21 protein-coding genes are annotated in these 18350 nt (G+C 40.6%); 16 read left to right on the top strand and 5 right to left on the bottom strand.

Annotated elements, in window-relative coordinates; translation table 11 throughout:
* The first annotated feature begins 205 nt into the window (after window positions 1-205).
* The 6 genes from CBM15_RS12015 (at window position 206) to CBM15_RS11995 (ending at window position 7807) form a co-directional block, all read left to right on the top strand.
* On the top strand, window positions 206-2251 hold the full coding sequence (locus CBM15_RS12015) for a catalase (protein WP_087617708.1): 2046 nt from the start codon (window positions 206-208) through the stop codon (window positions 2249-2251).
* Window positions 2252-2388: 137 nt separating this feature from the next.
* Window positions 2389-3945: an ATP-binding protein gene (locus CBM15_RS12010; RefSeq protein WP_087617707.1), complete on the top strand. Its 1557-nt coding sequence runs from the start codon at window positions 2389-2391 to the stop codon at window positions 3943-3945.
* Between the two features lie 4 nt (window positions 3946-3949).
* Window positions 3950-4642 (top strand): response regulator, encoded by a 693-nt coding sequence (locus CBM15_RS12005; RefSeq protein WP_087617706.1) that lies wholly within the window; start codon window positions 3950-3952, stop codon window positions 4640-4642.
* 94 nt (window positions 4643-4736) lie between these two features.
* Complete coding sequence (locus CBM15_RS12000) at window positions 4737-6050, top strand: CitMHS family transporter (protein ID WP_087617705.1); 1314 nt, start codon at window positions 4737-4739, stop codon at window positions 6048-6050.
* A gap of 115 nt (window positions 6051-6165) precedes the next feature.
* Entirely contained in the window at window positions 6166-6681 is a 516-nt protein-coding gene (locus tag CBM15_RS19560; protein ID WP_239534823.1) for a GIY-YIG nuclease family protein, read from the top strand.
* Window positions 6665-7807 carry a DUF2075 domain-containing protein gene (locus CBM15_RS11995; RefSeq protein ID WP_239835840.1) on the top strand — a complete coding sequence of 381 codons (1143 nt, stop codon included), beginning with the start codon at window positions 6665-6667 and terminating at the stop codon, window positions 7805-7807. The genes CBM15_RS19560 and CBM15_RS11995 overlap by 17 nt, the downstream gene beginning before the upstream one ends.
* A 53-nt stretch (window positions 7808-7860) precedes the next feature.
* Here the strand turns inward: CBM15_RS11995 and arr are convergent, their stop codons facing one another.
* A complete protein-coding gene (arr, locus tag CBM15_RS11990) occupies window positions 7861-8277 on the bottom strand; it encodes an NAD(+)--rifampin ADP-ribosyltransferase (protein WP_087617704.1) in 417 nt (138 codons plus the stop codon).
* A gap of 156 nt (window positions 8278-8433) precedes the next feature.
* Here arr and CBM15_RS11985 point away from each other — a divergent pair, with 156 nt between their 5' ends.
* Window positions 8434-8904: a peptide-methionine (S)-S-oxide reductase gene (locus CBM15_RS11985; protein WP_087617703.1), complete on the top strand. Its 471-nt coding sequence runs from the start codon at window positions 8434-8436 to the stop codon at window positions 8902-8904.
* Window positions 8905-9030: 126 nt separating this feature from the next.
* Window positions 9031-9519 carry an LURP-one-related/scramblase family protein gene (locus CBM15_RS11980; RefSeq protein ID WP_087617702.1) on the top strand — a complete coding sequence of 163 codons (489 nt, stop codon included), beginning with the start codon at window positions 9031-9033 and terminating at the stop codon, window positions 9517-9519.
* Window positions 9520-9595: 76 nt separating this feature from the next.
* Here CBM15_RS11980 and CBM15_RS11975 read toward each other — a convergent pair whose 3' ends face one another.
* A complete protein-coding gene (locus CBM15_RS11975) occupies window positions 9596-10354 on the bottom strand; it encodes an SDR family oxidoreductase (protein ID WP_087617701.1) in 759 nt (252 codons plus the stop codon).
* 148 nt (window positions 10355-10502) lie between these two features.
* Between CBM15_RS11975 and CBM15_RS11970 the strand changes: the two genes are divergently transcribed.
* From CBM15_RS11970 to CBM15_RS11940, 7 genes are all read left to right on the top strand, one after another.
* A complete protein-coding gene (locus CBM15_RS11970; RefSeq protein WP_087617700.1) occupies window positions 10503-11075 on the top strand; it encodes a TetR/AcrR family transcriptional regulator in 573 nt (190 codons plus the stop codon).
* A gap of 230 nt (window positions 11076-11305) precedes the next feature.
* Window positions 11306-12481, top strand: coding sequence for an endonuclease (locus CBM15_RS11965; RefSeq protein ID WP_087617699.1), 1176 nt, complete (start codon window positions 11306-11308; stop codon window positions 12479-12481).
* Window positions 12482-12564: 83 nt separating this feature from the next.
* Window positions 12565-12780 carry a phosphoglycerate mutase gene (locus CBM15_RS11960; protein ID WP_087617698.1) on the top strand — a complete coding sequence of 72 codons (216 nt, stop codon included), beginning with the start codon at window positions 12565-12567 and terminating at the stop codon, window positions 12778-12780.
* An 86-nt stretch (window positions 12781-12866) separates the two neighbouring features.
* Entirely contained in the window at window positions 12867-13691 is an 825-nt protein-coding gene (locus CBM15_RS11955; protein ID WP_087617697.1) for a cupin domain-containing protein, read from the top strand.
* 92 nt (window positions 13692-13783) lie between these two features.
* Window positions 13784-14098 carry an LURP-one-related/scramblase family protein gene (locus CBM15_RS11950; RefSeq protein WP_087617696.1) on the top strand — a complete coding sequence of 105 codons (315 nt, stop codon included), beginning with the start codon at window positions 13784-13786 and terminating at the stop codon, window positions 14096-14098.
* A 145-nt stretch (window positions 14099-14243) separates the two neighbouring features.
* Window positions 14244-15764 carry a class I adenylate-forming enzyme family protein gene (locus CBM15_RS11945; protein ID WP_087617695.1) on the top strand — a complete coding sequence of 507 codons (1521 nt, stop codon included), beginning with the start codon at window positions 14244-14246 and terminating at the stop codon, window positions 15762-15764.
* A gap of 141 nt (window positions 15765-15905) precedes the next feature.
* Window positions 15906-16523, top strand: coding sequence for an NAD(P)-dependent oxidoreductase (locus tag CBM15_RS11940; RefSeq protein ID WP_087617694.1), 618 nt, complete (start codon window positions 15906-15908; stop codon window positions 16521-16523).
* On the opposite strand, the gene CBM15_RS11935 is transcribed toward CBM15_RS11940, so the two are convergent.
* Together CBM15_RS11935 and CBM15_RS11930 are read right to left on the bottom strand one after the other, a co-directional pair.
* Window positions 16520-16801, bottom strand: coding sequence for a CC/Se motif family (seleno)protein (locus CBM15_RS11935; protein ID WP_087617693.1), 282 nt, complete (start codon window positions 16799-16801; stop codon window positions 16520-16522). The genes CBM15_RS11940 and CBM15_RS11935 overlap by 4 nt on opposite strands.
* 334 nt (window positions 16802-17135) lie before the next feature.
* A complete protein-coding gene (locus CBM15_RS11930; RefSeq protein ID WP_087617692.1) occupies window positions 17136-17516 on the bottom strand; it encodes a PH domain-containing protein in 381 nt (126 codons plus the stop codon).
* A gap of 230 nt (window positions 17517-17746) precedes the next feature.
* On the opposite strand from CBM15_RS11930, the gene CBM15_RS11925 reads away from it, so the two are divergent.
* Window positions 17747-18154 (top strand): DUF2512 family protein, encoded by a 408-nt coding sequence (locus tag CBM15_RS11925; protein WP_087617691.1) that lies wholly within the window; start codon window positions 17747-17749, stop codon window positions 18152-18154.
* Between the two features lie 80 nt (window positions 18155-18234).
* Here the strand turns inward: CBM15_RS11925 and CBM15_RS11920 are convergent.
* The coding region (locus tag CBM15_RS11920) for an IS3 family transposase (RefSeq protein WP_140405563.1) at window positions 18235-18350 on the bottom strand (116 nt) is incomplete at its 5' end.

Genomic DNA, 18350 nt, shown 5'->3' with positions numbered 1-18350 from the left:
CCTTTAAAATACTTGTTGGTATTATTTTATTCTTTTAGTTGGGCAAATACAAATTTTATTAGTTCCTTTACTTATTATAAGCAAGTTAATTATTTGGATAAGCTAAAAGTTCTCTCACGTTTATTATTATGCTGTTTGCAAATGCATACTTTTACATAAATTATTTCATGGACTCATACCATTTAATGTTGAGGAGGGATATTAAATGGGTGAGCATAATGACCGAAAGAACAGTAAAGACGAACAATTAGACATTTTTCGAACAGATGATAAAGGAAAAGAACTTACAACGAATCAGGGGTTGAAAGTGTCGGAAGATGAATTCTCGTTAAAAGCGGGCGTGAGAGGGCCAACTTTACTCGAGGATTTTCATTTTCGTGAAAAACTAACCCATTTTGACCATGAGCGAATCCCAGAACGTGTTGTCCATGCACGCGGTTTCGGTGTTCACGGTGAATTTCAGTTATACAAAAGCATGGAAAAGTATACGCGGGCGAAATTCCTTCAGGATACTTCTAGAAAGACGCCTGTATTTGTTCGATTTTCTACTGTCAATGGATCACGTGGTTCTGCCGATACCGTACGTGATGCGAGAGGATTTGCAACGAAATTCTATACCGAAGAAGGGAACTATGATCTGGTCGGCAACAATATTCCGGTCTTTTTCATCCAAGATGCCATCAAATTCCCGGATCTTGTACATGCATTTAAGCCGGAGCCTGATAATGACATACCGCAAGCCTCGACTGCCCATGATACGTTTTGGGATTTTGTCGCGAATAACCAGGAATCTGCCCATATGATAATGTGGATCATGTCAGACCGCGCCATCCCACGCAGTTTCCGAATGATGGAAGGATTTGGTGTGCATACGTTTCGTCTCGTCAATGAGGAAGGAAAAGCACATTTCGTAAAATTCCATTGGAAGCCTATATTGGGAACGCATTCTTTAGTATGGGACGAGGCCCGTAAACTGGCGGGCATTGATCCGGATTTTCACCGGAATGACTTATGGGGAGCAATTGAAAACGGCTTTTTCCCTGAATTCGAACTAGGTGTTCAGATTCTTGCTGAAGAGGACGAATTCAGTCTCGGCTTCGACATCCTTGACGCGACAAAGATTTGGCCGGAAGAAGACATTCCTGTAAATATTATCGGAAAGATGACGTTAAATCGGAACGTAGATAATTTCTTTTCGGAAACAGAACAGGTTGCTTTCCATATGGGGAATGTCGTACCAGGGATCGATTTTACAAATGATCCATTACTACAGGGACGGCTATTTTCATATTTAGATACACAATTACTCCGTCTGGGCGGACCTAACTTCCATGAGATCCCGATTAACAGACCGGTTGTACCATTTCATAACAATCAGCGGGAAGGCTTCCACCGCCAGACGATTAATATTGGGAAAGTAAGTTATCACCGAAACTCCTTAGCCGGGAACACTCCGTCACCTGTAAGTCCGGACAAAGGCGGATATGCCACTTATCAGGAAAGAGTGGACGGTGTAAAAATCCGGGCTCGAAGCGAAAGCTTTGCCGATCATTTTTCACAAGCGACACTTTTCTGGAACAGTATGAGCCCACCTGAAAAAATGCATATTATTGAAGCGTTCAGTTTTGAACTAAGTAAAGTGAAAAGTGAGTCAGTGAAACAGCAGGTAGTGGATATGTTCGCCAATGTAGATATGGATTTGGCAACCGCCTTTGCAATAAATATCGGAGCACATCCTCCGGCACGGGGCGGTTCGGCTGTAACAAAGTCCTCCCCGGCACTCAGCCAGGAAAATACAATAAAATCAGTACAAACAAGGAAAGTCGCAATCATCTTGACAGAGGGATTCAATGGTCCGGAAGTTAATTACGTGCTCTACCGATTGATAAACCAAGGCATTATCCCGGAAATTATTAGCGAACATATTGGGATGGTACACGGAACAGAAGGAGTGGTCGTAAAAGCTGAACACACCTTCCTAACTGCAAAATCCGTGCTGTTTGATGCTGTTTATATGGTTAGAGGAAGTAACACAAACGTCATGTTTAACAAGGATGCAGCCTACTTCATTGATGAAGCCTATTCACATTACAAGCCAATTGGTGCGACGGGCGGGGGGATTGAATGGCTGCGCGTCAATCAGATTTTAGGGCAGCCGGGTGTAATAACAGGAACAGATATGCAAGATTTCGTAACTCAATTCATTGAAGCGGTAGCAGCCCAACGGTTCTGGTATCGGGAATTAGCATAAGTATTAAATACACGTAAAACCTTACAGACAAAAGGTTTTACGTGTTTTTTTGAGGTAATCTCATCCTGATAATTGTTAAACGAGATCATTCTACATGGTAAACTAGTAAAAATGATGACCTGAAAGGGGGGACTTTCATGATCAATCGCTTAAAACAATCACTAACAGCCCATCTTATCATGACAATCAGCGGAATCATTTTTACGATTTGTGTGCTGTTTTTACTGCTGATCAATCATTACTTGGATGAATCGATACTGGATGAGATGGGGGAAAAGGCGTTGACGAGTGCGTACTTGATTGCTGATCGGCCGGATATCGTCGCCGCATTTTCTACGGAAAATCCGTCTTCCATACTTCAGCCGATTGCAGAGGATATACGAAAGCAGACCGGAGCGAATTTCGTCGTGATAGGGAATAAGCAGGGCATTCGCTATACGCATCCTAACACCGGAAAGATTGGGAAGTCGATGGTCGGCGGGGATAATGATTCGGCGCTGATTAACAAAGAGTCCGTTGTTTCCGTAACGACGGGTTCAATGGGGGAATCGGTTCGCGGGAAAGTACCGGTTCTGGTTGACGGCAATGTTGTCGGGGTTGTTTCGGTTGGATTTTTGACAAAAGATCTTCAGGGAACAATCGATACTGCCTTTTTCGGATGGCTTCAGATCACGCTCCTTCTGGCGGTTTTCGGGATTGTCTGTGCGGTGCTGATCTCGCTTTATGTAAAGGAACAGCTGCTCGGTATGCAGCCGGCGCAAATTGCGAAGCTGTATTCGTCCTATCATACAATACTAGAGGAAACAACGGATGGCGTGATCTTAACGACACTGAATAATGAAGTGGTGATTGCCAATTCACGGGCGAAGGAACTCATCTCATCCCTGACAGAAGGGATATCATTACATACGCTGCTTCCGGAACGGCTATTTAAAGAAGAAGTCATCCAGGCGCTGGAAATTCCGTTGCAGCAGCAGGAAATGATTTTTTCGAAAACGCCATTGAAACATGAAAAGCAGCTCGGCTATTTATATATTTTGCGTGCCAAGCTTGAGTATGAAACAGTGATTAATGAGCTGACATTGGTGAAGCAGCAGGCGCGTATGCAGCGGGCAAAAACACATGAATTTGCGAATAAGCTGCACGTTATCCTTGGCTTGTTGAAGCAATCCCATATTGAAGATGCGATTGGATTTATCAGGCAGGAGCAGCAGGATTCTACGAAACAGCAACAGGCACTTGCAACACAGCCCTCAATATTGCTGCAGGCATTACTTGAAGGGAAAATATCAGAAGCGAAAGAGCGCGGCATTACGATTACGATCGAAACAGAGGACGTATTAGTCGATTATAATGATGAAGAAGTGGATGCATTATTGACCGCATTAGGGAATGTTCTGCAAAATGCGATGGATGCTTTGGATCAAACTAATATAGCGGATAAGCAGATTAAGCTGTTTATACAGCAGTATCGTCATGAGCTCATAATAGAGGTGCATGATAATGGCCCGGGCATCGATGCAGAAACGGCAAATAAGATTTTCACTCTCGGATTTACGACAAAGGATGGCTATGATCGCGGTTATGGACTGGCAATCAGTGAACAGGCACTTGAAAAAGTGGGCGGCTCACTGCTGATCGAAGAAAGTGACTTAGGCGGGGCCTGCTTTTTAATCATTTTACAAAGGAAGTGATTCAATGGATATTTGGTTACTGGAAGACGATTTTCGGATTGCGGCGATTCATGCCGATTATATAAGAACAATTCAGCGGGATGCACAAGTACAGCAATTTTTAACGGGGGCCTCATTAAAAGAAGCACTCTTACATAATACACCGCCAGCTGTTCTGTTGATGGATTTATATATTCCGGATGTCACAGGCTATGAACTTGTTGCGTATGTACGCGCGCATTTTCCGGAAATCCGCATCATCATGGTAACGGCTGCAGCCGAGCGTGCGCATGTGGAAGCTTTATATGCATACGGAGTATTCGATTATATTGTGAAGCCGTTTGATGAAGAGCGATTGCAAAAAGCATTTCAGCAGCTTCATCTGACACAGTCGGCATTACAAAAGAAAACGCATTTTACACAGCAAGACCTGGATACGCTGTTTTACCGGCAAAATCATTCGACGACTGAAAAGGCACTGCCGAAAGGAATCGATACCTTTACACTCGAACAGGTCATTCACTTATTTAAGGAGCAAAAGTACACAACATTAACGGCGACACAGTTAAGTGAAGTAATCGGCACGAGCCGCTCCACAGCACGCCGCTATTTGGAATATTTAGTGGAAATGAACATTCTCGAGACGAAGCTGCTTTACGGAACAGTCGGGCGTCCGGAACGTAATTATGTCCTTCGTGAAACTTATGAACAAAATTAGCTTTATTGTATTTATTAAATAAATGAGCACATTCTTCCTCCTAACATAGAATTGTCATAAAATTATAAGAATTCTAAGCAATGGGGGTTGTTGAATGTTAAGTATCATTGGTATTATTACAATTTTAGTTATCGTCGCGCTGTTAATTAGCGGACGTGTCTCACCAATTGTCGCGATGGTTATTCCGCCAATAGTGGCGATGTTTGTTGCGGGCTATTCGTTTGATGATTTAGGGGTATTTTTCGATGAAGGAATTAGTTCTGTAATCAGTGTTGCCATCATGTTTATTTTCGCGATTATTTTCTTCGGGATTATGCAGGATGTCGGGTTATTCGAACCAATTATCAATAAAATGGTAGCGCTGTCAAAAGGGAATGTCGTGCTTGTTGCGATCGTAACGGTAGTTATTGCAGTTATCGCGCAGCTGGACGGTTCCGGTGCTTCCACGTTCTTAATTTCAATCACGGCATTGTTGCCGCTTTATGTTCGACTTGGGATGAACCCGTACTTACTTTTACTATTAGTCGGCGGTTCTGCGGCGATTATCAATATGATTCCATGGGGTGGTCCATTAGGGCGTGTTGCTTCCGTTCTTGAAACAGATGTAACAGAGCTATGGCATCCGTTAATTAAAATTCAGGTCATCGGCGTTGTGCTCATGCTGCTACTAGCTGTCTTTATGGGCTTCCGTGAAAAACGTCTGATTGCGAAACGAGCGCAAACAGGACAAACATTAAAGTTTGATTTGAGCAACAGTATTTTAAATGCTGAAACGGATGAAACATTGAAACGTCCAAAGCTCATTTGGGCAAACGCAATTTTAGCAATTGTTGTTCTTGCTGTGTTAATGTCAGGCCTTTTACCAGCGGGCTTAGCGTTCCTGATCGGTGTCGCAATCGCTTTACCATTAAACTACCGTACACCGAAAGAACAGATGGGACGCATTCAGGCACATGCATCAAACGCGTTGACGATGGCTTCGATCATTATTGCTGCCGGACTGTTTTTAGGAATTTTAAACGGGACGGGCATGTTGACGGCCATTGCAAATAATGCCGTAAATATTTTGCCAAGCTTTTTAGCTCAGTATTTACATATTATTATCGGGGTGCTTGGTGTACCGTTTGACTTGCTGTTAAGTACGGACGCCTACTACTTCGCGTTGTTCCCGGTAGTTGATCAGATCGGTTTAACGTATGGCATCGATTCATTATCGACAGCATATGCGATGATCATCGGTAACATCGTCGGCACATTCGTATCACCACTTGCACCAGCAGTATGGTTGGCACTAGGTCTATCAGGCCTGGAAATGGGCAAACACTTAAAGTTCTCATTCTTCTGGATGTGGGGATTGAGTATTACCCTATTAATCATTGCGGTTTTAATTGGTGTGGTACAAGTATAGATTGATAGATTTAATGAAGCTTCTTTTATCAGGAGCTTCATTTTTTGGTGATTCTCGGCTTTATGCTAATATGTAACTAACTATTGGGAACGATAATAAATAAAGAGGTGGCAATTTGTCAGCAATTGAAATACTATCCTGGCCGTTCAAGCAAGAGAGCATCAATCAGATTAATAACAATGAACAGTATTTAAATTATCCAGTCATCTATGTATTAAATGGCAATAAAGAAGCTTACATAGGGGAGACGGTATATTTTAAAAGCCGGATGAAAGCGCATTTAAATGCCCGTCACAACATCAATCAGATTAATCTTATTAAGCATGAAAAATTCAACCGATCGGCAACCTTCCATTTAGAAACGAAGCTGATCAATTACTTTCTTGGTGATGAAAAATATACACTGCAAAACAAAAGTAAAACGGCGAGCGATTTTACGCACAATTATTACGACAAGCCGTATTATGATCAGCAGCTGTTTAAAGAAATCTGGCAGAGGCTGCACGAGCAAAAGCTGGTCGACCATGAACTGCATGTCATCGAAAACAAAGACATATTTAAATTATCGCCGTTTAAAGAGCTATCGATAAGAGCAGCTGGAACTCAAAGAAAAAGTGCTCGAATTTTGTGAGAAACAAGTAAATGCTGCACCTGAAGAATACGGCAGCTTATTGGTCATTGAAGGCGAAGCAGGTGTCGGGAAAAGTGTTGTGCTAAGCTCAATTTTCAATACGATTCAAGAACGGGCGGAGGAAGCTTCGTCACCACTTTATCAGACGGAAAATTATTTGGTTGTGAATCATGAAGAAATGTTCAAAACGTATAAAGGGATTGCGAAACAGGTGAAGCATTTAAAGGCAAAAAACTTTGCGAAACCGACACCTTTAGTTAACTCGCTTCAAAAAGACAATAAAAAGGCAGACATCATTTTTGTGGATGAAGCGCATTTATTGCTCACAAAGCCGGATACGTATAATAACTTCCATGGCAGCAATCACCTGGAGGAACTATTAAAGTTAGCAAAAATCGTTGTCATTATTTACGACCAAAATCAGGTGCTGAAATTGAAGAGCCTCTGGGGTGCAGCGACACTCGAACAATTAAAAGAGCAAAGCATATATAATGAAGAATATCAGTTAACAAACCAGTTCCGTATGCAGGCAAATGATGATGTCATCAATTGGATCAATGCCTTCAAAAACAAGCAGCTGCTGCCGCTGCCTCATGATGAAAACTATGAATTCAAATTGTTTGAGTCGATGAAGGATATGCATGATGCGATAAAAATGCGAAACAGTGAGTTTGGTTTGAGCCGGGTTGTCTCGACATTTGATTACTTGCATAAAAAAGATGGTGGGACGTATTATGTGAACGAATCCAACGGTGAATATAAAATGCCGTGGAATACGACGAGTACGAAATATACGTGGGCGGAAAAGCCTGAAACGATTCATGAGGCGGGCTCAATCTATACGATTCAAGGGTTTGATCTAAATTATGTTGGCGTTGTACTCGGACCGTCAGTTCAATACGATGAAGTGCGAGACGAACTTGTCATTGATCCGAGCAAGTATATGGACAAGGGTGCTTATTCAGGCACAGATGGCATAGCCAATGTGAACGAAGCGAAAGAAAAGATTGTCCTGAACTCGATTAATATTTTGATGAAGCGCGGCATCAAAGGGCTCTACATTTATGCAAGTGATGAAGCATTAAGAAACAAGTTGTTAGCCGATCAACATCGAGACAGTAAGTAATCAAAGCACCAGGTACACACAAGAGCATATTGTGTACCTGGCTTTTTACCGGTTTAATCGTATATAACATTTTTCCCTTCTTCACTTAACTTCTTTAAAGATGCCAACATATGATTGATGACTTCATCGGAATGGCGCTCCCAACAACCCAATTCGGCGACTATTTTCAAAGGAGATTTCGAACGATATGAACGTGTTGGGTTTCCGGGGAATCTTTTGTCCGTAACGTTCGGGTCATTTTCGAATTCACCTAATGGTTCAACAATATAAATTCGCTCTTTTGCTGTTGATCTTGCTAATTCGGCACCCCATTTTGCAGCTTCCAATGTTGCGGTAAAGTAAATATAGTTCGATTTCTTATCCTGGTAATTCGATAAGTGTAGAGGCTCCAATAAATCCCCGATATTTAGTTCTGCTTTCGTACCATGAAAAAAAGGACCCCGATCGAGGACATCTGTTTGATCTTTCATAGGACACACCCCTTTCGTTTTGTATTACCAGTATAGTATGGAAATTTTAAAAGAGTAGTCTAAAAATGTATAGCCTGAAATGGTATACTAATAGTAGAGAATGAAGATCGACATACATAGCACAAAGGACTAGTTTACATAGGGGGAGTGACCGAGATGGAAACTGTATATTTTGCAGGCGGGTGTTTATGGGGTGTACAGGCATTTATAAAAACATTGCCTGGAGTAACATTTACTGAAGCGGGAAGAGCAAACGGAACGACAACCACTCTGGACGGCGATTATGATGGGTATGCCGAGTGTGTCAAAACCGAGTTTGATCCGAATGTTGTATCGATGCGCGAATTAATAGGGTACTTTTTTGAAATCATCGATCCGTACAGTGTGAACAAACAAGGTGATGATGTAGGCGAGAAATACCGAACGGGTGTCTATAGCAAAAACGAAGCACACTTGATTGATGCAAAAGCATTTATTGCAGCGAGACCCGATGCTGACCGGATTGTTGTGGAAGTGCTGCCGCTCACTAACTATGTGAGAAGTGCGGAAGAGCATCAGGACCGGTTAACTAGATGTCCGGATGATTACTGCCATATTCCTGAAGCGTTATTAACGAAATATAAATGAAAAAGTGAACCTTCCAGTAAAGTTTAAGATGGAAGGTTCATTTTTATTATTTGCATCATCATTTTAACGATTGAATCTTTTTTTCTCATTTAACCGTAAAGGTATTAACTAAAGGAGGAATTTTGAATGAAACAGCTCTTTATTAAACAAAAGGTTTTCAGTCTTAGCGGAAAATTTACGGTAAAGGATCAGCACGAAAATGATGTATATTTTGTGGAAGGAAGTTTTATGCAAATACCGAAAACATACTCGATTATGGATACAGCAAGAAATGAAGTCGCGCTAATTACGAAAAAGGTGCTCAGCTTGCTGCCAAAATTTTATGTGGAAGTCGAAGGACGAGAGGTATTGACAATTCAGAAGGAGCTCTCGCTTTTCAAGGCACGCTATTCGGTGGATGCAGTTGGGGTGGAAATTGTGGGGAACTGGTGGGATATGCAATTTGCAGTAAAACAGCATGGGGAAGTCATCGGGCAAGTAAGCAAGGAATGGTTTACATGGGGGGATAGCTACAAGGTGGAAGTACTGAAGGATGACATGGAAAAAATCATCATTGCTATTGTAATTGCAATCGATTGTGTGAAAGCCGATCAGGATGCAGCGGCGTCTGTTTAAAACAAGAAAAAAGAGAGACAAAATCCGAGTGATCTAAGATTTTGTCTCTCTATTTAATCTATCAGCTACTTGAAAATTAGTATGCAGTCCAACCAGCATCAGCAGCAATGACTTGTCCGTTGATGAAGCTTGAATCATCAGAACCTAGGAATAATGCAAGCTGAGCGATTTCTTCCGGTTGACCAGCGCGCGGCATTGTCCCAAGACCTGTTTGCTGACGAGCAGCACCAAACTCGGAAATGCCTGTCATCGAAGATTGAATATTTGTCATTACGCCACCTGGTGCAATTCCGTTGCAACGGATACCAGAATTTGCGTACATATAACCTGTGTTTTTCGTTAAACCAGCTACTGCGTGCTTAGAAGCAGTATAAGCTGCACCAGCACGAGCACCGCGAAGGCCGCCAGCTGAAATGTTGTTCACGATAACACCATGACCTTGTTCAAGGAAGATGTTTGTTGCGATACGCATTGCACGCATCACACCCATAGTATTGACTGAGAAAAGACGATCCCACTTCTCATCTGAAATTTCACCGACTGGCTCCATGCCGTCCATGATTCCAGCGTTGTTTACTAAAATATCTAATTGACCGTATGCTGCTTTTGTTTCTTCAAACATACGCTCGATGTCAGTTAATTCTGCTACGTTAGCCTGGTTAGCGATTGCTTGTCCGCCAGCTGCCACGATTGCGTCTGCTACCGTTTTCGCACCTTCACCGTTATAATCTGAAACGACAACTTTTGCACCTTCTTTTGCATAAAGTTCAGCGATTGCTTTACCCATACCAGAAGCTGCACCAGTTACGATTGCTACTTTGCCTTGTAATTTCATTTGAATTCATCCTCCTGAAATATCTTTATTGCACATTTGTACAATAAAAGTATATTACACAAAATAAAGCGTTTTCAATCAGCAAAAAACCTTCATGTTGTACGATATCCAACATTTTTGCTAGAATTGTACAGTAAAGGAGGTCATCATGAATAAAAACGATCTTCGTGTTATCAAAACGAAAAAAACAATACATAAAGCATTACTTTTATTATTGAAAAAAAAGTCATTGCCTCAAATTAAAATTACCGAGCTTTGTAAAGAAGCAACGATTAACCGAGGCACTTTTTATTTCCATTATCAAAGTGTTGACGATGTGCTGCAGGAATTATTCGAGGAAATTATGAGGGATTTACATATTTCTTATGATGAGCCATTTAAAGAAGGACTGGAATTAACCGTCAACGGTCTCAACTTAAACCCAAATTCAGTAAAGATTTTCGACCACGTAAAAAAATACGAGGACTTTTACAAAATTGTATTATCTGAAGATGTATCGATGAAATATTATTACATGCTTTTTGATGAAATCTGCAAGCTGATGAATGAGACCGATTATTTAAAGCATGAACATCAGTTAAATAAATATCTGCATGCCTATAATGCAAATGCCATTATCGGATTACTCATTCAATGGTATTTGAACAACTTTGAAGACTCGGTGGATATGATGAACAACCGCCTCGTGGAAATTGTGAAGTTCCGGCAGTCGCTAAATTGAAAATTTCTAATCGCTGGAAAATGGAGTAGTGGACTATTTCATTTTCTAGTTTTTTTATGCTTTATTGACACGTGCCTAAACTAATTCCATCACATTCTTAACAAGTAATTAAATAATTTAACGATTTTGCTTCGAAAATTAACGGAATATTAATAATTTTATGATAATATAAAGAGGAGTTGGTTGGCGTTTGCTGATTGAACTTAAATTGCATAACTAGGAGGAGAAAAATGGTTAAAAATAGAAATGTACGTCTACTGTTTTCTTGGGTACTTATTGTTTTCATTTTAATTCAGCCTCTTCAATCTACTGTTACAAATGCAGCAGCTGGGGACGGGTCGTGGTCGACACCTTACTCCGTATCTCAGGCAATCAGCAATCAAAACAACTCCACAAAAACAGTTCAAGGTTATGTGGTGGGACAACCTACATCGACAACGACCGTCCTTACAGGCAGTTTTCCGAATGACTATGCATTGGCTATAGCGGACAATGCGAACGAAACGAATATCGCTAACATGATCTATGTACAGATTCCAACTTCTTTCCGCTCTTCTTACGGATTAAAATCAAATCCTTCATTAATGGGGAAAAGCGTGAAAATAACGGGCGCCTTGTCAGCATACTTTTCTCATCCTGGATTAAAAAATAGTACAGCTTTTGAAGTAGTGGGGGGAAGTCCTGCCGATCCTGAGCCGACTCCGACACCAAATCCTTCAACGGATGCCTATTATGATGCAGCTGTAGGGAAAACCGGTGCAGCTTTAAAATCGGCTTTGCATAATATTATTGATGACCATACCGAAATTTCGTATTCCAATGTATGGACAGCTCTTCGCGAAACAGATGAAGATCCAAACAATTCGAATAACGTCATTCTTCTTTATACAGGCCGCTCCCAAAGCAAATTTACAAACGGCGGGAACGTGAATGACTGGAACCGTGAGCATGTTTGGGCAAAATCGCACGGTGGTTTTGGCACATCGATGGGTGCAGGAACAGACTTGCATCATTTGCGTCCAACCGATGTCAGTGTCAACGGTACGCGAAGCAATCTTGACTTTGACAATGGCGGGAACGAGCATTCAGAAGCATCCGGCAACTACTATGATTCTGATTCATGGGAGCCAAGAGACAGTGTAAAAGGTGATGTTGCCCGTATGCTGTTTTATATGGCGGTTCGCTATGAAGGTGACAGCGGGGAACTTGATTTGGAATTAAATAATCAGGTCAACAACGGCACAGCTCCTTATCACGGGAAGCTTTCGGTACTGCTCCAATGGCATAAACAAGACCCGGTCGACAATTTTGAACGTACAAGAAATGAAATTATATATACCGATTACCAGCATAACCGTAATCCATTTATCGATCATCCTGAGTGGGCATCCGCTATTTGGGAATAAAATATGAAAAAATACTCTCCTTTAAGCAAAGGGGAGTATTTTTGTGCTTCCTGTTATATAATTTATGGAAGGGAGTGTTATAAATGGGCGAAATAGACATAAGCAAAGAGGCAATCGAAAAGGATTTGGCACTGATTAAAACATGTTTAAGACTCATAAATCAAGCAGTAGTTTTAAGGAAACGCAGCGGCGAAACATTTACCCCTTCGGAAAATGAAGAGTTACATAGATTAATATCCAAAATTGATAAAGATATAAACGAACTTAAAATGAACATAAATTATGATACAAGCAAATAAAGGGACAGGTAACAATATTCTATAATAGGCGTTTTTAAAACAGTCGCATATGATAATACGATGACTCTGTGAAGGGAATGAAATAAATGTATTATCAATCTTATGGGTATCCATATCAAGCACCATATTATGTGAATTCTTCGCCATATAATTATGTTGGCCCCCCGACTTACTGGACATACCCAAATGGGGCCATTTCTATAAATCAATCAAATCCCTCTCCTGTTTCCGATGGTAATAATGGAATGATGTTAAAGGATTATGGACCGACCCCATTTGTCATCAATATTAACGAGGCATCGAAGCAAAACAATACGTATCGTACGGCTTTATGGACCGGGAAGCATTTGCAGCTCACATTAATGAGTCTGGAACCGGGAGAAGATATTGGACTGGAGATGCATCCGAATGTCGATCAATTTTTACGGGTAGAGCAAGGGCAAGGGGTAACTCAAATGGGCAAAAATAAAGATCGATTAGACTTCAGAAGAAATGTCCAGGATGACTTTGCCATTTTTATCCCTGCCGGAACATGGCATAACTTAACGAATACCGGTAATGTCCCACTAAAACTATATTCTATCTACGCTCCGCCGAACCATCCATTCGGAACAGTTCACCCTACGAAAGCTGCTGCAATGGCTATGAAAGAAGGCGGAGGTCACAGCAATGAATTCCCTGTTATTTCTGGGAAGACTCCGGATGAATGGATACGGCATACCGAATTTTTAGTGAAAGAAGGATTAGAAGATTTTAAAAGAGGGATAAACACCACTCATATTCTTCAGGAATTTATTCTTATGGGCGTTCTAGTAGGAAAAGGATACTCCCCGGAAGAAGCATATGAGACAGTGGAAGAGTGGGAACGGTCCGGGAAGTCTATACTTCTGCAGCAAAGCAAAAATATGTAGTGAAGCGTTAAGGAACCTGAACGATCTCTTTTGCCTTAACTAACATAACCAATTATAATGAAACGATAGATGGTTATTAAAGGAGATTTTTAATGAATACACGAATGAATCCACGATATAAAATTACACGTCATGATCAGGAAGGGAATCCTACGCTCAGCTTACAGGAATGCCAAAACTTCTTTGCGACAAAATCGGATTTCGAATACCGGGATTTCTATAGTGTCACACAAGACGGTGTCAATATGAAAATTAACGGCCACTTCTTCATGTGGCAATATGAAGGCCAGGAAATACCGTTCCGTTTTTACGAAAGCGAGCTGTATGTTGCGGCGGCACACCGGGCAGTTATGGATAAAACGAAGGAAGTAGCGCGCGGCTTGGAAGCGAATTATATTGAAGGTTAATTATTAAGGGGATGGGAATTTATTTCTCTCATCTCCTATTTTTTTATGGGCGATTACACTGGATGAGTGAAAGAAGGACTTACTCTCATTAAAGAGAATTAGTTTCTAATAGGAATTTTAATACCGATTAGGAGGATGAGTGGGAATGGAGCAACATCAGTCTAGTAGCGAAAACATGTTCATAACGGATTATTTGAAAGCACAAGTGGAACAAACACCTGAAGCAATTGCGGTGGCATTTAATAACGATGAAATCTCGTATGAGGCTTTTTACAAAAAGGTTGAGCTTGTTGCAGCATTCGTACAAAGTAAAGGCATGAAAAAAGGAGATATCGTTGCTTCTATGCTGCTAAACTCCGATTTGTTTATGGCGGTGTATTATGGTGTTCAGCTTGCGGGATGTACATTACTTCCGATCAATACGAAGTTGGCACCAGATGAACTGACGTATATTTTCAATCATTCAGAAGCAAAAGGATTAATTTATGATGAGCGTCTTGAAGGATCGTTGCAGCAGGTGGAATATGAATTTGAATGGACACAAACACGGGCTGAACTTCAAGCAGAGGCTAGTGACAGGGAGCTTCAACCAGTTGAAAATAAAGCGAACGACACGGCATTGGTACTTTATACGTCTGGTACAACAGGGCGTCCCAAAGGTGTCATGTTAACCCACCGTAATGTCGTCAGTGCTGTGCAGCAATGGTCGGAACGTATCGCCTATCAAAAGTCAGATCGTGTCTACATTTCGATTCCATTATTCCATTGTGCAGGCTTACATGTAATCGCCGTATCAACGATTTATTGTGGCGCGACATTAGTAATCGATGAAATGTTCATACCAGATCGTACTATTCCTACTACCCTTGAGAAAAAGGTTACCGTGTTTTCAGGTGTTCCGACAATGTATGCATTATTACTAAGTAAATTTGATTTTGCGAATCAGGCATTTCCTAATGTAAGGAAAATGGTGTACGGTTCAGCACCAATGCCGCATGAAATTATTAAAAATCTTAAAGAAGCCTTTCCCAAAGTGGAGTTCCATAATTTATACGGTCAGACCGAAAGTAGCCCTGGTGCAACGGAATTGCCAGATGAAGCAGTGCTCACTAAAGCAGGGTCAGTCGGTAAAGCGCTGCCAAATACACAGCTGAAAATTGTGGATGCAAACGGTGTAGACCTGCCTGTTGGTGAAATCGGCGAGATTTGCATTAAAGGTGAGCAAATTATGAAGGGTTATTTAAAAAATGATGATGAAACGATGCAAGTAATTAAAAATGGCTGGCTTTATTCAGGTGATTTAGGCCGGCTCGATGAAGATGGTTACTTATATATTGTAGATCGTAAGAAAGATTTAATTATCCGGGGCGGCGAAAACATTTATCCGATTGAGGTCGAGAATGTTTTGTATCAAATCCCGCAAGTAATCGATGCGGCTGTTATTGGCATACCAGATCCAATTTATGGTGAAATTCCCAAAGCCATTGTTGTCCTAGCAGAAGAAGGCGCGATTACAGAGCAGGAAATTATTGACCATGCACGGAGTAAGTTAGCGAAATATAAGGTTCCGCACATAGTGGAAATTGTAAAAGAAATGCCTCGTAATCCATCAGGGAAAATTTTGAAACATGTGTTAAGAGCAAAAGAAAAGGAGCACATTATTTAAGACATTAATATAATTTCGATATGGGGAAACAGAAATGAGAAACTAGGCAATCATTGAGTTTCTCATTTTTTTTATGAAGACCATTATAATAAAGTAAGTTTAAGGACGTATCGTATCTTTATAAGAAAGAAGGTTTTACAAATGAATTTATTAATTTTAGGCGGAACAGGTCGAGTTGGAAGTCATTTAGTTATGAATGCGCTTCAGGATGGCCATCATGTGACAGCTCTCGTTCGTACACCGGACAAAATTGAAAATCATGAAAATTTAACAGTTATTCAAGGGAATGTGCTGAAGAAAGAAGATGTTGTGCGGGCGATGCATGGAGTGGATGTAGTGTTAAGTGCACTGAATACAGATGGGGGAACGACTTTAACCGAAAGTATGCCGCTAGTTATTGATGCAATGAAAAAGGAAGGCATCAAACGAATCATTACAATCGGTACTGCCGGCATCCTGCAAAGTCGGGTCAGCCCGGAACTGCTGCGTTACCAGTCAAGCGAATCAAAAAGAAAGTTAACCCGAGCTGCTGAAGAACACCATAAATTGTATGACATGCTGCAACAGTCCGGCCTTGATTGGACAGTTGTCTGCCCTACCTATTTGCCAGATGGAGAAAAGCTCGGGAAATACCGTACAGAACGCAATTTTCTACCGGAAGACGGCAGCCAAATTTCAGTTCCGGATACAGCGGATTTTGCCTACAGCTTACTGCAAAGCGGCGATTATATAAAAGCGCGTGTGGGGATCGCTTATTAATTGCTCCCTAACTTTGCAGAAATCATTTTGAAAATCCCGATACCTGTAAGCTTCAGCGTGATTTTTTCATTATGTGATAGATGCTTCTCAACGAAAACGGACAGGTTATCGATTTTGATTTCGTTATAATTATGCGCATCTTTCGGCTTACCTAAGTGGGTCATCAATTCCTGGACAGGCGGGGCGCAGCAGGCGTTCACCGAAATGGTTTTTACGGAAACCGGCTTGCCTTTTGACTGCATCCACTTTTTCGTATTTGTATCGAGTTCGATTTGCATGAAAGGTTCCTCGCTTTCGTAGAGCGTGTGGTTGGAAGAAGTTCTAATATCACCGCTCAATGTTCTAATAAACTAAAAAATGTTCTAATAAAAGTATGATTTTCTAATATATATGTACGAACTTCTAATAAGTGTACCCGATGTTCAAATATGTGCTGCGGAAGTTCTAATAAGGCACGAAAATGTTCTAATATAACGGAAAATCTTCTAATATCCTTCTTGCTTCTACCATATCATAAATCACAAATGATAAAAGAAACAAAAAAACGAACGATTCAGATTCTCCACGAAAGGACCCCCTCATAATCGTTCGTTTTCTCGTATTCCCAAATAATCAAGTCGACAAAATATTTTCTGCTAAAACCCGTTGAACCTCATAAATATTTGTAGCTTTGTTAAACTTCTTTTGAATAGGAACGCTATTGCCGGAAATCCAGATTTTCAATTCTGCATCCAAATCGAACGTTCCGGCCGTTTCAATCGAGAAATTTGTAATGCTTTTGTAGGGAATGGACAAGTACTCAGTTTTCTTACCAGTCATCCCCTGCTTATCAACGAGAATCAAGCGTTTGTTTGTAAAGATAAACGTATCTCTTATGACTTTATAAGCATGTTTGACCACTTCATTACTCGTGATGATTTCTTCCATTTCCTTTTGAACGTCTTCTGCCTTCAACTCACTGGCATTCCCCATCAAACCGTCAAAAATACCCAATATGTTTCACCTCAACCATTTAGTTTTCTAATCTCTGCTATTTTTTACATTGTTTCTAAAGATATACTTGCAACCGAATAATATCATTCCAAAACAGTAAAACTTTTTGACTGGTGAAAGAAGAGCCGCTACTTTTCTATTGAAAAATTATAGTAATTTTCCGTCGGAATGCGTAAAAATATCAGAATTGGGTATTAAAGCTTTATAACAAAGTTAAGGAGGGATTCTAAATGAATCATGTTAAGGCCTTGGTTATTAAATTTGTGATGATTGCGGCGGTTTTAGGTATTATTCTTGCAGGGATTTTTGATTTCGCATTTAGCGACACGTTAGTAATCAGTTTAGTATTAACACTTTTAGCTTATGTTGTAGGTGATTTGGGGATTTTCCAAAATGCGGGTGCCCGTGCTGAGCAGGATAAAAGAAATATTATCGCCACATTGTCAGATGTCCTATTAGCAGCTATTGTTATTTACTTTATGGGGCAAAACTTTGCTGAAAACAATGAAAGTATTGTAGCAGCTGCTATTGTTTCAGCAGTAGTCATCGGTTTAGGGGAATGGTTCTTCCATAAATACATCGATAAACAAGTATTTGAAGCGGCAGATGCCCCAAGAAATACGCAAAGAGACTATTAATATAGTTTTTAATATACGAAAAGAAGAAATTAGGCGCTTTCTTTTAATGAAGTGACCCCAAAAAGTTAGACATTATTAAGTTAAGCAGCTTCGGAGGATTGAATTCGGTATTGTACCGGACTCAATCCTTTTAATTTTCCTTTAATACGTTTGTGATTGTAATATTCAATATACAATTCAAGTTCAAGCTTGAAGT

Origin of the sequence: Solibacillus kalamii, from assembly GCF_002174535.1 — a bacterium.
GTDB lineage: Bacteria > Bacillota > Bacilli > Bacillales_A > Planococcaceae > Solibacillus > Solibacillus silvestris.
This window is presented reverse-complemented; position numbering and strand designations above follow the sequence as displayed.

Excerpts from the sequence above, each read along its gene's own strand:
- CBM15_RS12010 (WP_087617707.1), top strand. The coding sequence starts at position 2,389 with ATGATCAATCGCTTAAAACAATCACTAACAGCCCATCTTATCATGACA.
- CBM15_RS11955 (WP_087617697.1), top strand. The coding sequence starts at position 12,867 with ATGTATTATCAATCTTATGGGTATCCATATCAAGCACCATATTATGTG.
- CBM15_RS11935 (WP_087617693.1), bottom strand. The coding sequence starts at position 16,801 with ATGCAAATCGAACTCGATACAAATACGAAAAAGTGGATGCAGTCAAAA.
- CBM15_RS11975 (WP_087617701.1), bottom strand. The coding sequence starts at position 10,354 with ATGAAATTACAAGGCAAAGTAGCAATCGTAACTGGTGCAGCTTCTGGT.
- CBM15_RS12000 (WP_087617705.1), top strand. The coding sequence starts at position 4,737 with ATGTTAAGTATCATTGGTATTATTACAATTTTAGTTATCGTCGCGCTG.
- CBM15_RS12005 (WP_087617706.1), top strand. The coding sequence starts at position 3,950 with ATGGATATTTGGTTACTGGAAGACGATTTTCGGATTGCGGCGATTCAT.
- CBM15_RS12015 (WP_087617708.1), top strand. The coding sequence starts at position 206 with ATGGGTGAGCATAATGACCGAAAGAACAGTAAAGACGAACAATTAGAC.
- CBM15_RS11985 (WP_087617703.1), top strand. The coding sequence starts at position 8,434 with ATGGAAACTGTATATTTTGCAGGCGGGTGTTTATGGGGTGTACAGGCA.
- CBM15_RS11925 (WP_087617691.1), top strand. The coding sequence starts at position 17,747 with ATGAATCATGTTAAGGCCTTGGTTATTAAATTTGTGATGATTGCGGCG.
- CBM15_RS11945 (WP_087617695.1), top strand. The coding sequence starts at position 14,244 with ATGGAGCAACATCAGTCTAGTAGCGAAAACATGTTCATAACGGATTAT.
- CBM15_RS11980 (WP_087617702.1), top strand. The coding sequence starts at position 9,031 with ATGAAACAGCTCTTTATTAAACAAAAGGTTTTCAGTCTTAGCGGAAAA.
- CBM15_RS11965 (WP_087617699.1), top strand. The coding sequence starts at position 11,306 with ATGGTTAAAAATAGAAATGTACGTCTACTGTTTTCTTGGGTACTTATT.
- CBM15_RS11940 (WP_087617694.1), top strand. The coding sequence starts at position 15,906 with ATGAATTTATTAATTTTAGGCGGAACAGGTCGAGTTGGAAGTCATTTA.
- CBM15_RS11960 (WP_087617698.1), top strand. The coding sequence starts at position 12,565 with ATGGGCGAAATAGACATAAGCAAAGAGGCAATCGAAAAGGATTTGGCA.
- arr (WP_087617704.1), bottom strand. The coding sequence starts at position 8,277 with ATGAAAGATCAAACAGATGTCCTCGATCGGGGTCCTTTTTTTCATGGT.
- CBM15_RS11970 (WP_087617700.1), top strand. The coding sequence starts at position 10,503 with ATGAATAAAAACGATCTTCGTGTTATCAAAACGAAAAAAACAATACAT.
- CBM15_RS11950 (WP_087617696.1), top strand. The coding sequence starts at position 13,784 with ATGAATACACGAATGAATCCACGATATAAAATTACACGTCATGATCAG.